The organism is Methylobacterium sp. 174MFSha1.1, from assembly GCF_900116815.1.
Classification (GTDB): domain Bacteria; phylum Pseudomonadota; class Alphaproteobacteria; order Rhizobiales; family Beijerinckiaceae; genus Methylobacterium.
In genome coordinates, this window is record NZ_FPCB01000010.1 from 171,747 (window position 1) to 185,122 (window position 13,376).

At 72.9% G+C, this 13,376-nt stretch carries 12 protein-coding genes; 7 read left to right on the plus strand and 5 right to left on the minus strand.

Going from position 1 to position 13,376, the window contains the following annotated elements; genetic code table 11:
* Positions 1-7: 7 nt before the first annotated feature.
* A complete protein-coding gene (locus BM430_RS09675) occupies positions 8-1,837 on the minus strand; it encodes a PAS domain-containing sensor histidine kinase (protein ID WP_244539406.1) in 1,830 nt (609 codons plus the stop codon).
* A gap of 229 nt (positions 1,838-2,066) precedes the next feature.
* Positions 2,067-2,687 (minus strand): CCDC90 family protein, encoded by a 621-nt coding sequence (locus tag BM430_RS09680; RefSeq protein ID WP_093567038.1) that lies wholly within the window; start codon positions 2,685-2,687, stop codon positions 2,067-2,069.
* A gap of 227 nt (positions 2,688-2,914) precedes the next feature.
* Between BM430_RS09680 and BM430_RS09685 the strand changes: the two genes are divergently transcribed.
* Both BM430_RS09685 and BM430_RS09690 read left to right on the plus strand, forming a co-directional pair.
* Positions 2,915-3,100, plus strand: coding sequence for a hypothetical protein (locus tag BM430_RS09685; protein WP_093567039.1), 186 nt, complete (start codon positions 2,915-2,917; stop codon positions 3,098-3,100).
* Between the two features lie 167 nt (positions 3,101-3,267).
* Positions 3,268-4,083, plus strand: coding sequence for a tetratricopeptide repeat protein (locus tag BM430_RS09690; RefSeq protein ID WP_244539417.1), 816 nt, complete (start codon positions 3,268-3,270; stop codon positions 4,081-4,083).
* 128 nt (positions 4,084-4,211) lie between these two features.
* Here the strand turns inward: BM430_RS09690 and BM430_RS09695 are convergent, their stop codons facing one another.
* Positions 4,212-5,555 (minus strand): glycosyltransferase family 4 protein, encoded by a 1,344-nt coding sequence (locus tag BM430_RS09695; RefSeq protein ID WP_210188426.1) that lies wholly within the window; start codon positions 5,553-5,555, stop codon positions 4,212-4,214.
* 255 nt (positions 5,556-5,810) lie between these two features.
* Here BM430_RS09695 and BM430_RS09700 point away from each other — a divergent pair, with 255 nt between their 5' ends.
* The 3 genes from BM430_RS09700 to BM430_RS09710 are packed head-to-tail and all read left to right on the plus strand — an operon-like array spanning position 5,811 to position 8,910.
* The gene (locus BM430_RS09700; RefSeq protein ID WP_093567042.1) at positions 5,811-6,461 is read left to right on the plus strand and encodes a NeuD/PglB/VioB family sugar acetyltransferase; all 651 of its coding nucleotides are present in this window, start codon (positions 5,811-5,813) and stop codon (positions 6,459-6,461) included.
* Between the two features lie 5 nt (positions 6,462-6,466).
* Positions 6,467-7,393 (plus strand): glycosyltransferase family 2 protein, encoded by a 927-nt coding sequence (locus tag BM430_RS09705; protein WP_093567043.1) that lies wholly within the window; start codon positions 6,467-6,469, stop codon positions 7,391-7,393.
* A 47-nt stretch (positions 7,394-7,440) separates the two neighbouring features.
* Positions 7,441-8,910 (plus strand): oligosaccharide flippase family protein, encoded by a 1,470-nt coding sequence (locus BM430_RS09710; protein WP_093567044.1) that lies wholly within the window; start codon positions 7,441-7,443, stop codon positions 8,908-8,910.
* 161 nt (positions 8,911-9,071) lie between these two features.
* Here the strand turns inward: BM430_RS09710 and BM430_RS09715 are convergent, their stop codons facing one another.
* Together BM430_RS09715 and BM430_RS09720 are read right to left on the minus strand one after the other, a co-directional pair.
* Positions 9,072-9,587, minus strand: coding sequence for a hypothetical protein (locus tag BM430_RS09715; RefSeq protein ID WP_093567045.1), 516 nt, complete (start codon positions 9,585-9,587; stop codon positions 9,072-9,074).
* A gap of 47 nt (positions 9,588-9,634) precedes the next feature.
* Positions 9,635-10,702 carry an extracellular catalytic domain type 2 short-chain-length polyhydroxyalkanoate depolymerase gene (locus BM430_RS09720; RefSeq protein WP_093567046.1) on the minus strand — a complete coding sequence of 356 codons (1,068 nt, stop codon included), beginning with the start codon at positions 10,700-10,702 and terminating at the stop codon, positions 9,635-9,637.
* Positions 10,703-11,234: 532 nt separating this feature from the next.
* Between BM430_RS09720 and BM430_RS09725 the strand changes: the two genes are divergently transcribed.
* Complete coding sequence (locus tag BM430_RS09725) at positions 11,235-12,713, plus strand: peptidoglycan L,D-endopeptidase MepK (protein ID WP_244539418.1); 1,479 nt, start codon at positions 11,235-11,237, stop codon at positions 12,711-12,713.
* Between the two features lie 12 nt (positions 12,714-12,725).
* Positions 12,726-13,352: a Crp/Fnr family transcriptional regulator gene (locus tag BM430_RS09730; RefSeq protein WP_093567047.1), complete on the plus strand. Its 627-nt coding sequence runs from the start codon at positions 12,726-12,728 to the stop codon at positions 13,350-13,352.
* The last annotated feature ends 24 nt before the right edge of the window (positions 13,353-13,376 follow it).

Consider the following 13,376-nt stretch of genomic DNA (forward strand, 5'->3'; position numbering starts at 1 on the left):
AGGCCCGCTACAGCGCCGCCAGCGGGTTGAGCGCGGCGTTGCGGGCCGGCAGCGGCGCCAGCATGGTGAGGACGAGGCCGCCGGGCGCGTAGTCGGTGGCGACCTCGGCCTGGACCTGGGTCGTCAGCACCCGCTGCAGGAGCCGCGAGCCGAAGCCCTGGCGGGTCGGCGGCGCCACCAGGGGACCGCCGGATTCCTGCCAGTGGAAGCGCAGGCGCGGCCGGTCCGCCCCGGGCTCGACGCTCCAGCGGATCCGCACCCGCCCGGCGCGGTTCGACAGCGCGCCGTACTTGGCGGCGTTGGTGGTCAGTTCGTGGATCGCCATGCCGATCGGCACCGCGATCTCGGAGGCCAGGTCGACCGCCGGCCCGTCGAGCTCCACCCGCCCGCCGGTGCCGGCGCGCATCTCGCCGTCGGCGTAGGGCCGCAGCTCGTTCTCCAGGAGGCCGCGCAGGGAGGCGGTCTGCCACACGTCCTCGGTGAGCACCGAGTGGGTGTGGGCGAGCGACATGATGCGGCCGACGAAGGCCTCGTAGAAGCTGTCGATGCTCGACGCCGTCCGGGCGGTGGATCCGACGATGGCCTGCACCGTCGCCAGCGTGTTCTTCACGCGGTGATGCAGCTCGCGGATCAGCAGCGACTGGCGCTCCTCGGCCAGCCGCCGGTCGGTGATGTCGGCGACGACGCCGATCAGGCGCCGCGGCAGGCCCGCCGGCCCGTCGCGCTCGAAGCGGCCGGCCATCTCGATCGTCCGCCAGACCTCGCCGCCCGCGGCTTCCGGCCGGCGGATGCGGGTGGTCGCGTGCAGCACCCCGTCGCCGTGGAGCGCCGCGGCCACCGCCCGGCGGAAGGACGCCTTGTCCTCCGGGTGGACCACCGTGCGGAAGAATTCGCGCATGCTGATGGTGCCGTCCTGCGGCCGGCGGCCGAAGATCTCCCACATGCGCTCGTTCTCCCAGAGCGACTGGTCGTCGAGCACGTGCCACTCGAAGATGCCGAGGGCCGCGACCGTGGTCGCCACCCGCAGCCGCTGCTCGCGGTCGTGCAGGGCGCGCCGCGCCTCCTCCCGGGCGGTGACGTCCTGCAGCACGCCGATCATGCCGGTGAGCGTCCCGTCGGGGGCGAGGGTCGCCCGGCCGCGGGCGGAGATCCAGGCCTCCTGGCCGTCATCGGCCCGGCGGAAGCGCAGCTCGATCGCGTAGGGGAGCGCCTTGGCGACGGCGTCCTCCACCGTGGCGCGGATCCGGTCGAGGTCGTCGCGGCCGACGGCGTCCCGCAGCTCCGCCCAGGCCGGCATCGCCCCGGAGGGATAGCCCAGGATCGCGGCGGCCCGGTCCGACAGGGTGACGCGGCCGTCGGCCGGGCTCCAGCTCCACTCGCCGAGGCCGGCGGAGGCGAGCGCCAGATGGGTCTGCTCGGGGTGGATCTGCGGGGCGGAGGGGGACCGCGCCGGGGTCGCCTGGGCTCCGGCCACGGCCGCCCCGTCCGCGACGGCCTCGACCGAGAGGATCCGGCACCCGTCCCGCTCAGGCCCGGCCCGGAGCCGCACCCGCACGGGCGACCCGTCGGCCCGGCGCCACCGCGTCTCGTCCGTGAGCTCCTCGTCCGTGACCTCCGTGCCGGATCCGGATCCCTGCGCGTGTGCGAGATCGGCCAGGCGGCGGCCGGTCAGCGCCTCCGGTGTCGTACCCAGCAGGGCGCCCAGCGCCGGGTTGGCGGCGAGGATGCGCCGGTCCGGCCCACCCAGGCAGGCGAGGGCGACCGGCGCGCCCTCGAAGGCGAAGCGGGGGAAGGAGTCGTCCGGCAGGCCGGTGGCGGCGTCGGGCCTCTGGTCCAATGCGGCGCAATCCTGGTGAAACGGGGTGCCTGGTGAAACGGGGTGACGGAGGGCGGGGCGTCTCCGCGCCCCCGCGCGGCGTCCCGAGCCGACATGCCCCGCCCGGCCCGGCTTGGCGGTTTCGCGGACGAAACCATGCCCCTCCCCGCGTCCGGCGGCAAGGTCGCCCGTCCCCGCTCCGCGCGCGGTGCGCCGGAGCACGCTCCGGGGCGAGACCTGCGCCCGGCCGCTAGCGGGGCGGCATGTAGCGGATCGCCGCGAGCAGGATGCCGACGAGAGCCGCCAGCATGGCGCCGAGCTTGATCGTCATCCGCTGCTCGAGCAGCTTCATGTCCGATCGGACGGCGGCAAATTCGGTCTTCATCTCGGAACGGACAGCAGCGAACTCGGTCTTCATTTCCTGCCGGACGGCGGCGAACTCGGTCTTCATCTCGGAACGGACAGCAGCGAACTCGGCCTTCATTTCCTGCCGGACGGAGACGAATTCGTTCCGGGTCTCGACCTGAGAGGCGGCCAATTCTGACCGCACGGCGGCGAACTCAGCCCTGATCTCCGACCGGACGGCGGCGAAATCGTTCCTCGTCTCGACCTTGAAGGCCGCCAGTTCCGACCGGACGGCAGCGAACTCGCCCCTGGTCTCGGCCTGGAACGCCGCGATCTCGGACCGGACGGCCATGAACTCGGCCTTCACCGAGCCTTCGAGGCCCTGGAGGTCGCCTCGGGTCGGCAGGCCGCCCTGGACCGCCTCGGCGAACACCTCGGACAACCCCTCCGCCTGCTCGGCGGAGAGGTGGGCCCGCTCCCGCAGGGCGCGGGCGAATTTCAGGGTGTCGAAGGCGACCGCGCTCATGCCCTCTAGTCTAGCATGGGCCGGGTCGCCCCGACAGGACCTCAGGGTTGTCCCGGGCCCATTCGGAGGCCGTTCCGCCGCGCGCTTTCGACGGCGCGCCACTCGTTATTTCCGATTCCGCCTTCTGCAAATCGCCCTGCACCGGAGATGCGGCCGGGTCCCGGGAACCCGGGCGCCCCTGCGGCGTCACCCCCGACCGGATTGCGACCCTTAAGAGGAGATTTCCCATGGCCGAGGAGCAGAAGCCCATCAACCCGCTGGAGCGGCGCGAGACCATCGGCATCGAGGACGGCAATCGCCACGACGGCGAGGCGGTGACCCCGAGCCGTCACGGCACCGGCACCGACCGGGGCGGGGCGAAGGCGCCCCAGCCGGCCCCGAAGGCGACCCCGTCCGACGCGCCGCAGCGTTAACGGGAGATTAGGGTTAACGACATATCACCACGGTCACGAGGGCCGTGGGAGCGGGGTTGCCACATCCCAGGCCCGCCCTGGAGTGGCCGATGCCCGCGACCGTCGAGACCCGTCCCGCCCGCCCGACCCCCCTGCGGCGGCTCGCCGTCGCCGGGATCGTGGCCCTGATGGCGTCGGGTTGCATGTCGCGCGACCCGCTCAACTCCCTCAAGTCACTCACCACCGGCTCGTTCGCGTCCCTCTCCACCGGCTCGATCGACGCGAACGCCCCGCCCGACACCGCCCGGCGCGACGTCGGGCGCCTCGCCGCACGCTACGAGCGGGACCCGGCCGATATCGGCACGGCCATGGCCTACGCCCAGGCCCTGCGGGCGACCGACCAGGGCGCCCAGGCCGCGGCGGTGCTGCAGCAGACGGCTCTGCGCAACCCGAAGAACCCGGCGGTGCTCGCCGCCTACGGCAAGAGCCTGGCCGAGGTCGGCCGCTTCGCCGAGGCGGCGGAGGTCCTGCGCAACGCCCACTCGCCGGCCAACCCCGACTGGCGCGTGCTCTCGGCGCAGGGCGCGGTGGCCGACCAGATGGGCGACCACGTCCAGGCCCAGCGCTACTACGAGGCGGCGCTCAAGATCGTGCCCGGCGAGCCGGCGGTCCTGTCGAATCTCGGGCTGTCCTATGCCCTCGCCAAGCGCCTGCCCGAGGCGGAAACGACCCTGCGCCAGGCCGGCGCCGATCCCCGCGCCGACGGCCGGGTGCGCCAGAACCTCGCCCTGGTGCTCGGCCTCCAGGGCCGCTTCGGCGAGGCCGAGCAGGTGCTGACCCGCGACCTCGGCCCGGCCCAGGCCGCGCAGAACGTGGCGGCGTTGCGGGCGTCCCTCTCCCAGCACGCGCTATCCCAGCAGGCCGCCGCGAAGGCGGCGCGGGCGGCCGAGAGGGTGGGCGGTGCGAAGGCGACGCTTCCGCAGGTGACGGCCTCCGCGATGTGAGGGGCGGACCGCGAGGCCTTGGCGTCCGCTTCACCCCTGCTCCTCCCTGTCCGGGCCCGCACGACCGGATCGGCGTGGAGGGAGATCCGGGACGGGAGCGAAGCGACGCCGCAGCACCAGCGCCCCCTTCACGGCTCCACCTCCGCGGCCTCCCGCGCCAGCACCACCCGGTCCCGCCGCAACCCCGCGCTCCCCTCGCGAGCGATCGCCGCCGCGAACAATCCCCGCAGGGTGGTCGCCAGCGTCGCCAGGTCGTGATGGCGGGCGACGCGGGCGCGGCCGACCCGGCCCATCGCGGCGAGCGTCGCGTCGTCGGCCCGCAGGATGTCGCGCAAGCCCTGCATCAGGGCGGTCGCGTCGCCCGGGGGCACGATGCGGCCGCACCCCTCGTCGACCAGCTCGGGGATGCCTGCCACGGTGGTGGTCACCACCGGCCGCTCCAGGGCCAGCGCCTCGAGGAGCACGATCGGCAGGCCCTCGGCGAAGCTCGGCAGCACCAGGGCGCGGGATTCCGCGATCGCCGCGCGCACCTCGGCGCTGCTGCGCCAGCCGCGGAGCTCGATCAGGTCGCCGACGCCGTGGCGGGCGATCTCGGCCTCGATCGCCGGACGGCTCTCGCCGTCGCCGATCAGCACCAGGCGGAACGGCGCCTCGGTCGCGCGCAGGGCCGCCACAATTGCGGGCAGGTAGACCTGCCCCTTCTGCGGGCAGAGCCGGCCGACGCAGATCAGCGTCCGGCTTCCCCCCGCCGGGCGGGCGGAGGGCACGAAGTCCCCGAGGTCGAGGCCGCAGCGCGCCACCGCGATCCGGTCGCGGTGCTGCGCGCCGCCGAAGCGCAGGAGCTGCCCGCGGCAGAAATCCGAGATCGCCACCGCGAAGGCGGCGCCGGAGAGCTTCAGCGCCAGGCCGTCCTCCGCGGCGGTCAGGAACTCGTCGGGCCCGTGGGCAGTGAAGCTGTAGCTCGGCCCGCCCATGGCGCGGGCGATCAGCGCCACCGCGGCGGCGTTCGACGAGAAATGCACGTGGGTGTGGGCGATGCCTTCGCGGCGCAAGGCGCGCAGGAAGTACACCGCTTCGAGAAAGTAGGCCGCGTGCCGCACCGCCCCGCCGGCCGAGCGGCCGAGCCGCGCGGCGAGCCAGGCGCCGCGCAGGAACGCCGCCGGGCCGGTGACCGCCTGGCGCAGGGCGGCCAGGCCCAAACCGCGCAGGTTGCCGCTGAGGATGTAGTGGGTGCGCGCCTGGTCGGCGACGTCGTCGGGATCGACGAGGGGCTGGTGCCAGCGCCGCAGCGCGAAGCGCTGCACCGTCACGCCCTGCGCCTCCAGGGCCGCCATCTCGCGCCGGATGAAGGTGGAGCTCGTCACCGGGGCGGTGTTGACCAGGTAGGCGACCGTCATCGAACCGGACGGCACGGGGCCGGATGTCGCCGAGCCGGATTTTACTTGGCTGAATTCCATTTGGCCGGATGTCATGGGTGACGACGCTCCCACTGCACTGTCTCGCGCGCGGAAGTGGCGTTCCCGCGCCGCGCGATCGTTGAGGCGCAGCCTAGGGGCTGCCCTGCCGCCCGGGAGCGGTGGAATTCGGCGGCGTCCCCGCCCAGAAATGCGGGCGGGTTTACGCCTTTCGGAGGTCCCGGCGCCGACGATTGCGACGCTTACCCTGCGGACAGGGCCGGCTAGCCTCTGGTGAGCCGCGGCGAGACCCGGCCCAGCTTCGGCACAGCCATGCAACGCCCTCTGATCATCCTCGGCACCGGCGGCAACGCCCTCGATCTCCTCGATCTCGTCGAGAGCCGGCCCACTCCCTGGCGGGTGGCCGGCTTCCTCGACGACGCGCGCCCCGAGGGCGCCGTCGTCGCCGGGCTGCCGGTGCTGGGACGCCTCGCCGAGGCGCGGCGTTTCGCCGAGGATCCCGAGATGGGCTTCGTCAACGCCATCGGCAGCGAGGCCAGCCACCGCGAGCGCCTGCGGATCGTCGCCGGGACCGGGCTCGACCCGGCGCGCTTCGCCACCCTGGTCCATGCCGGCGCGAGGGTCTCGTCCCGGGCCGTGCTCGGCCCGGGCACCTGCATCCATGCCGGCGCCAGCGTCGCCGGCCAGGTCGTGGTCGGGGCCCATGTCGCCATCGGGCCCGGCGCGATCGTCGGGCACGACGCCGTGATCGAGGACGGGGCGGTGCTCGCGCCGGGCTGCCTCGTCAGCGGCTTCGTGCGGCTCGGGCGGTCCTGCTACGTCGGGGCGGGCAGCGCACTGCGCCAGCGGGTCGTCATCGGCGAGCGGGCGCTGGTCGGCCTCGGAGCGGTGGTCCTGCGCGACGTGCCGCCGGGCGCCACCGTGGTGGGCAATCCCGCCCGTACCCTGCGGACGGGGGCGTGAGCGCCATGACGAGCACCAAGGCTGTCGCGACCGCGAGATCCGGCCCCCGCGTCTCGGTCGTGCTCCCGCTCCGGGCGGGCTTCCCCGTCGAGCCGGCTTTGGCGTCCCTGCGCGCCCAGACCTTCGGCGATTACGAGGTCCTGGCGGTCGGGGAGGGGGCCGCCGAGGCCGCGTCCCTCGCTGGCGATCCGCGGGTGCGAGCCCTGCGGGATGAAGAATCCGGCCGCTGCGCCGCCCGCAACCGGGGGGTCACCGCCGCCCGGGCCGAGTGGGTGGCCTTCCTCGATCCGGGCGATGCCTGGCGCGAGGACCATCTCGCCGAGCTCGTCGCCGCGACCCGCTTCGGCGATGCCGTCGCGGTGTTCGGCAACCCGGTCCTGGGGGAGGGCGGGCGACCGCTCCTGCCGATGAGCGTGCCCTCGGGCCGGGTCTCCGACCCGTTCGACTTCGCGCTCCGGATCGGCGCCGCCCCGCTGCGGGCGAGCGCCGCGCTGATCGAGCGGGCGGCGGCGATCGATGCCGGGCTTTTTCCGACCCGCTGCGGCGGCGGGCCGGAGCTCGACCTGTGGGGCCGCCTCGCCCTGCAGGGGCTGTTTCGCTACGTCGCCCGGCCGACGGCGGTGCTCGGGCCGGCCCCTCCGTCGCGGCGCGTGCCGGCGCCGCCGCTGCTCGCCGCCACCCTGACGCGGCTCTTCGACGAGGGCGCGGTGCCGGCCGAGCTCGCCCCCTCCGCCCGGCGTTGCCGCAACCGGCTGATGCTCGACCATGCCCGCAAGCTCGCCGATCTCGGCCGCCCGGCCGAGGCGCGGGCCGTGCTGGCGCGGGACTGCGTCCCGGGCCTGGATCCGGCCCGCTACCTCGCGGTGCTCGCCCGCATCTGGCGGGCGGGCCGGGCCTGGCCGGCGCCCGGGGCGCTCGCCGGCTCGCCCTGATCCGCCCACCTGCTCGCAACGCCTGTTCCAGCCTCAAGGGTTACTTGATGAGCCTCGTCAAGCGCGCCGTCCTGCTCGTCTCGGGCGAGCGCTACCTCGTCCTCTCGATCACGTTGTGCCAGACCGCCCTGGTCTCGCGCCTGCTCACCCCGGAGGAGGTCGGCCTGTCGATGCTCGGGGTGGCGCTGGTGCAGGTCATCGACGGCATGCGCGATTTCGGCACCACCAACTACATCATCCACGAGCCGACGACCTCGCAGCAGAGCGCGCGCACCGCCTTCACGGTGCTGTTCGCCCTGTCTCTGGTCTTCGCGGTGGCGCTGTTCGCCTCGGCCGGGCTGTGGGCGCAGCTCTATGGCCAGCCGCTGCTCGCCTCCTACCTGCGGGTGCTCTCGGCGAGCTTCCTGCTGGTGCCGTTCTCCGGCCCGCTGATGGCGCTGATGCGGCGCGACTTCCAGTTCGCCTCGCTGATGTGGGTCAATGTCGGCACCTGCCTGACCTACGCCGTGGTGCTGATCGCCCTGGCGCTCCTCGGCTTCGGGGCGATGAGCTTCGCCTGGGCCACGGTGGCGAGCGCCGCCGCCACGGTGGTCCTGAGCCTCGCCGGCCGCCCGGAACCGGGGATCTACCGTCCCTGTCTCCAGGGCTGGCGCACGGCGCTGGCGATCGGCGGCTTCTCCAGCGTGACGACGCTCCTCAACCGCGCCTACGACCTCTTGCCGATCTTCCTCCTCGGTCGCTTCGGCGGGCCGGACCTGGTCGGCCTCTACGGCCGGGCGCAGGTGGTGAGCCAGCTGCCCGACAAGATGATCCTCGGCAGCCTCGGCGCGGTGATCCTGCCGATGTTCGCCGCCGACCGCCGCGATGGCCGGGCGCTGGCGCCGACCTACCTCGCCTCGATCGGCAACATCACGGTGGTGCTCTGGCCGGTGGCCCTGCTGCTCGCGCTCATCGCCCAGCCGGTGGTGCTGGTGCTGCTCGGCACGCAGTGGCTCGCCAGCGTGCCGATCGTGCAGGTGCTGTCGCTCGCCTCGATGATGACCTTCCCGGCGATGCTGACCTATCCGGTGCTGCTGGCGAGCGGCGGCCTGCGCGACACCCTGACGGCGAGCCTGATCGGCCTGCCGCCGAGCGCCGCGATCATCGCCGCCTCGGCCTCCGGTGGACCGCTCGCGGTGGCGGCGACGCAATTCGTCACCGTCCCGCTCCAGGTCGGCATCGCCCTGTCCTTCATCCGGCGCCGGGTGCCGTTCAGCCTTGGCGATCTCGCCGGGGCGCTGCGGATCAGCGCCCTCGTCACGGTCGCGACCGCCCTGCCGCCGCTCGCCGTCATCGCCCTCTCCGGCCAGGGCTTCGCCCTGACCATCCCGCAAGGCGTGCTCGCCGGGTTCGGGGGGACCGGCGCCTGGCTCGTCGCGATGCTGCTCCTCGACCATCCGGTTGCCGGGCACGTGCGCGAGACGATCCGGCCGGTCGCGATGATGCTGCGGGCGCGGGTGGTGCGGGTGGGGCGGTAGGAGCCGCCACCCGCGGCCGTCGTGCTCCGCCGGTACCCCGGCGCCGGAAACGAACACGGGCGGGGGACCCCCCTCGCCGATCGCGATCGCCCGGCCTCGAGCCTCCACGAGAGCCTTCGACGGACCGGTATCCGCTTCGACGGCTGCGCCGGCGGCGGTCGTCACGCCGCCGCGGCGACCTTCGCGGCATGCGCCGCCTGGATCTTCTTGCTCAGCCAGTACGAGTAGCCGACCGTCGAATTGTCGATCAGCGTCGCCACGCTGGTCACGGTGTTCGTCACCAGGTCGCCGTACTGTCCGAACAGGTTGCAATCCTGCTCGATGACCTTCGACACCGTGTTGGCCTTGTGCAGCAGCAGCGAGTTTTCGTAGATCCGCAGCAGCCCGGCCCGCCAGTCCTGGTCGATCTTCCAGAGCTGCTTCACGAAGGCGCCCTGCATCGCGTAGAGCTCGCCGATCGTGTCCGAATCGGGGTTCTCCGACAGGAGCTGCGCGGTCCCGACCGCGTTGGCGGTGCTGCGCGTCGCGAGCTCGCCGACCAGGGCCGAGCGGCGCAGGGGCGCGCCGACCGGCGTCGCGGCAACCGGCGCCTGCTCGGTCGCGGTCAGGGCCGATTGTACGAAGGCGGCGAGCGGCGCCGGCAGGATGGAGACGGGCGTGGTGGTCGGGGGTGTCATCACGAATTCCTCATGCGATGTCCGGCCGGTCGGGGGATCACCGATCCTCAGCCGCCGAGGCGCTCCAGCATGGCGGCGATCGCCCGGATCTGGACGGCGTTCTTCGAGTAGTAATCAGGGTTGCGCGGGGTGGGCGAGCTGTAGCCCCACCAATCCCAGCACCCGTCGGGGTTCTGCAGGTCGCCGCCGTCGCTTCCCTCCACCTGGGGGTAGAGGACGATGATGTCGTTGCTCTCGGCCATGTGGTTGTAGCCGGTCGTGGTGATGTACCGGTTGCCGTAGGGCGGCTGGTTGGCCGTATCGGGCAGGCCCCGGACGTAGTTGACGTAATTGTAGCCCTGCTTGCAGCCGTGCAGCGCGATGTGCACCCGGGCCTGCGTCCGCCCGGCCAGGACCGCCGACGGCACGTAGGCGTAGCCGAAGTCGCTCATGCTCGCGCGCTTGTCGCCGCCGAAGAACTCCCTCTGGTCGAAGCGGATCAGCCGCCCGAGCAGGTGTTCCGCCGGCTCGTTCAGGTCGCCGTAGATCTGACGGAGGATCGCATGCGACTGCATGAAATTGCCGTTGTTGATGTAGGGCGGCCGGTTGTCGGCGAGGGGCGAGTCTTCGAGGTTGTCGGTGATGATCGAATGGCCGGCATTGACGACGTCGTCATAGAGGATGTTGGCGGGATCGACGCCGAGGCACAGGTAGAACTCCCGCGTGCGGCTCACCACGTCCGGATAGACGACGCAGTCGGACCGGCCGGTGAAGATGTAGAGCCGGTGATCGGCGAGGGCGCCGAGCGGGTCGATCAGGCCGAGGCCAGCCGCGTCCCGGGCCAGGGCCGCGAGATCCCCGGCATCCGGCGCCATCTGCGGGATGAGCGGGTTCATCCCGATGGCCAGCGCGCCGAGCTGGTAGGCGTCGGCCGCGAGCAAAGCCGCCCCGCGGAACGATTCGGCGCAGCGGAACGGCCCGCCCGCGATGATCCCGGCGCCCTTGAACTTGCTGGAATGGGCGAGGTGCATCTGCACCGTCATGAAGGCGCCGGAAGACAAGCCGGAGATGGAACTCTCGCCTTGCCGAACACCGTACCGCGACAGACGTTCGGCCATCTGGCTCTGGTAGCCCATGTCTTGATCTCCCGACACGTCGCGCCCACACGACATGTCTTTCCATCTCGGGATCTCTTGCCGTCCGAGACGAGGCCGGACCAGAGCACGGCGGGGATCATCTCGCAAGTGCAAAAAAATTGGGAAATTTTTTTGCATTGCCAAAAAACTGTGACGAGGCGACGATGACGTTCGAATCATGGCGCGGCAAGATTGCGGCCCCGGTCGCGATACCACGGACATGTATCGCTGAGGACATCGGCCGCGGCGCCCGGCGCGGTCCCGTTCCTTTCCCCTTCCCTTGCGGCGCACGGAATCGTGAAGGCGGGCCGATTTTCGCCACGGTTGCGGCTTAGCCCTGCGGCCAACCTTGGCGCGGGGACCTGGTAACCGTTTGTTGACGGTTCTCGGCAACCCTGCGTTCACCATGGCGGCCACGCGGCCCGAGCGAGGAAGAGGGATCGTGCGAGCGCTCAAGCGTGCCGGCTGCGGCGCGGCCGACCCGGCCCGGGACTTCCTCTCCCGTCGATCCCGCGCCTGCCGTCGCGGCGCGATGGCGCTCGTCGCCTGCCTGACGGCGGTCCTCGGCTCGACCAGCGGCACCCAGGACGCGGTCGCCAACGGCGACACCCGCACGATCTCGATCTTCCACGAGCACACCAAGGAGAGCGCCGCGATCACGTTCAAGCGTGACGGGCGCTACGACCGCGCCGCCCTGGAGCAGCTGAACTGGCTCCTGCGCGACTGGCGCCTCGACGAGCCGACCAAGATGGACCCGCGCCTGTTCGACGTGGTGTGGGAGGCCCACCGCGCCGTCGGCTCGCAGGACGCGATCCACGTCGTCTCGGCCTATCGCTCGCCCAAGACCAACGCCGCCCTGCGCCGCCGCTCCCGCGCGGTAGCCGAGCACAGCCAGCACATGCTCGGCAAGGCGATGGATTTCTACCTCGCCGACGTCTCGATCGATCAGATCCGGGCGATCGGCATGCGGATGCAGCGCGGCGGCGTCGGCTGGTACCCGCAGGCTAACAGCCCCTTCGTCCATCTCGACGTCGGCTCGGTACGCTCCTGGCCGCGGATGAGCCACGACCAGCTCGCCCGCCTCTTCCCCGACGGCCGCACCGTCCACCTGCCCGCCGACGGCCGGCCGATGCCGGGTTACGAGGTCGCCAAGGCCGAGATCCTGGCCCGCGGCGGCAGCGTGATGGGCGTGAGCCAGGCGATCGCCGCGGCGGACGAGGAGGACAGCCCGAACGTCGTCGGCCAGTTCTTCGCGATGCTGTTCGGCGGATCGAAGCCCGCTGCCCCGCCGCCGGCACCGGTGGTGCTGTCCGGGCGCGCCGGCCGCGTCCGCCCGGTGGCCCTCGCCAGCGCCCAGCCGGAGGATGCCGGCACCCGCGACGCCCTGGCTTACGCGGCCCCCGCCGCGCCGGCCGCCCTGCTACCGCAGGCGGCCGCCCGGCAGGCCGCCCTGCCGGAGCCGGTGCAGCCGGAGGCCGCGCCGGCCGCCGCGCCCGAGCCGGAGACTCGCAGCGCCGAGCCGGCGCCCGAGGCGCCGGCGAAGACCACCCTGGCCTCCACCCCGCTGCCGCCCCGACGCCCGTCGGAATTCGCCGCCCTGGCGGAGGCCCTCGTCGCCGCGCCGCCGCCGATCGCCGGGCACCTGCCGGCCAGCGTTCCGCTGCCCCCGGCCCGTCCGGCCTCGATCCAGGTCGCCTCGGCCGAGGCCGACCCGGCGGCCCTCGGCGCCATGCTCCAGCCGCGCCCCCGGGCGACGCCCGCGCCCGTGCCCGTGGTGCCCGCGCCCACCGACCAGAAGACGCAGCTGCGCGCCCTGTTCAGCGCCGCGGCGGCCGCACCGGCGGTCGAGGCGGCGGCGGTCCGGGTCATCCAGCGGCCGAAGAGTGGCACCCCGCCCGCCGGCCTCGTCTCGGCGCCCGCCGGCGCGGTGGCGACCCGGTTCCAGAACGGCTCGTCCGAGGACGGGCCCGGCGCCGGCCGCTTCAGCGGATCGGCGGTCGGACGGCGCTGAGCGCGACAGGCCGTGAACTGGGTCGAGGCGATCGGCTATCTCGGGACCGGGCTCACCATCGCGTCGACCGCGATGAGCACCATGATCCCGCTGCGGGTCGTCTCGATCCTCGCCAGCGTGGCGGTGATGACCTACGGCCTCCTGACCGGCAGCATGCCGGTGGTGCTGACCGAGGCGATCCAGATCCCGTTCAACGCCTGGCGGCTGTACCAGATGGTCCGGCTGGTGCGCGACGTCGAGCGCGCCGCCGAAGGCGACCTCTCCCTCGACTGGCTCCGGCCCTTCGGCGAGTCCCGCCGCATCGCCGCCGGCGCGGTGCTTTTTCGCAAGGGCGACCCGGCCGACGAGATGTTCCTGATCGAGAGCGGCCGCTTCCGCATCGAGGAGCTGGATCTGGAGATCCGGCCCGGCGCCATCGTGGGCGAGCTCGGCATGCTCTCGCCCGGCAACCTGCGCACCGGCACCCTGGTCTGCACCGAGCCGGGCGTCGTCCTCGGCGTGGCCTATGCGGACGTGAAGCAGCTCTACTACCAGAACCCGGAATTCGGCTTCTACTTCCTCAAGCTGACGAGCGAGCGCCTGTTCCAGGCGACGCAGGGCGCCCCCGCGCGGAGCCCGGCCGGCGCGGAGGTGATCTGAAGCTTCCACGGTTCCCGGGATGGC

What these genes read in the sequence shown, in the direction of transcription:
- BM430_RS09680 (WP_093567038.1), bottom strand. Translation starts at nt 2,687, where the DNA reads ATGAGCGCGGTCGCCTTCGACACCCTGAAATTCGCCCGCGCCCTGCGG.
- BM430_RS09685 (WP_093567039.1), top strand. Translation starts at nt 2,915, where the DNA reads ATGGCCGAGGAGCAGAAGCCCATCAACCCGCTGGAGCGGCGCGAGACC.
- BM430_RS09690 (WP_244539417.1), top strand. Translation starts at nt 3,268, where the DNA reads ATGGCGTCGGGTTGCATGTCGCGCGACCCGCTCAACTCCCTCAAGTCA.
- BM430_RS09695 (WP_210188426.1), bottom strand. Translation starts at nt 5,555, where the DNA reads ATGACATCCGGCCAAATGGAATTCAGCCAAGTAAAATCCGGCTCGGCG.
- BM430_RS09700 (WP_093567042.1), top strand. Translation starts at nt 5,811, where the DNA reads ATGCAACGCCCTCTGATCATCCTCGGCACCGGCGGCAACGCCCTCGAT.
- BM430_RS09705 (WP_093567043.1), top strand. Translation starts at nt 6,467, where the DNA reads ATGACGAGCACCAAGGCTGTCGCGACCGCGAGATCCGGCCCCCGCGTC.
- BM430_RS09710 (WP_093567044.1), top strand. Translation starts at nt 7,441, where the DNA reads ATGAGCCTCGTCAAGCGCGCCGTCCTGCTCGTCTCGGGCGAGCGCTAC.
- BM430_RS09715 (WP_093567045.1), bottom strand. Translation starts at nt 9,587, where the DNA reads ATGACACCCCCGACCACCACGCCCGTCTCCATCCTGCCGGCGCCGCTC.
- BM430_RS09720 (WP_093567046.1), bottom strand. Translation starts at nt 10,702, where the DNA reads ATGGGCTACCAGAGCCAGATGGCCGAACGTCTGTCGCGGTACGGTGTT.
- BM430_RS09725 (WP_244539418.1), top strand. Translation starts at nt 11,235, where the DNA reads ATGGCGCTCGTCGCCTGCCTGACGGCGGTCCTCGGCTCGACCAGCGGC.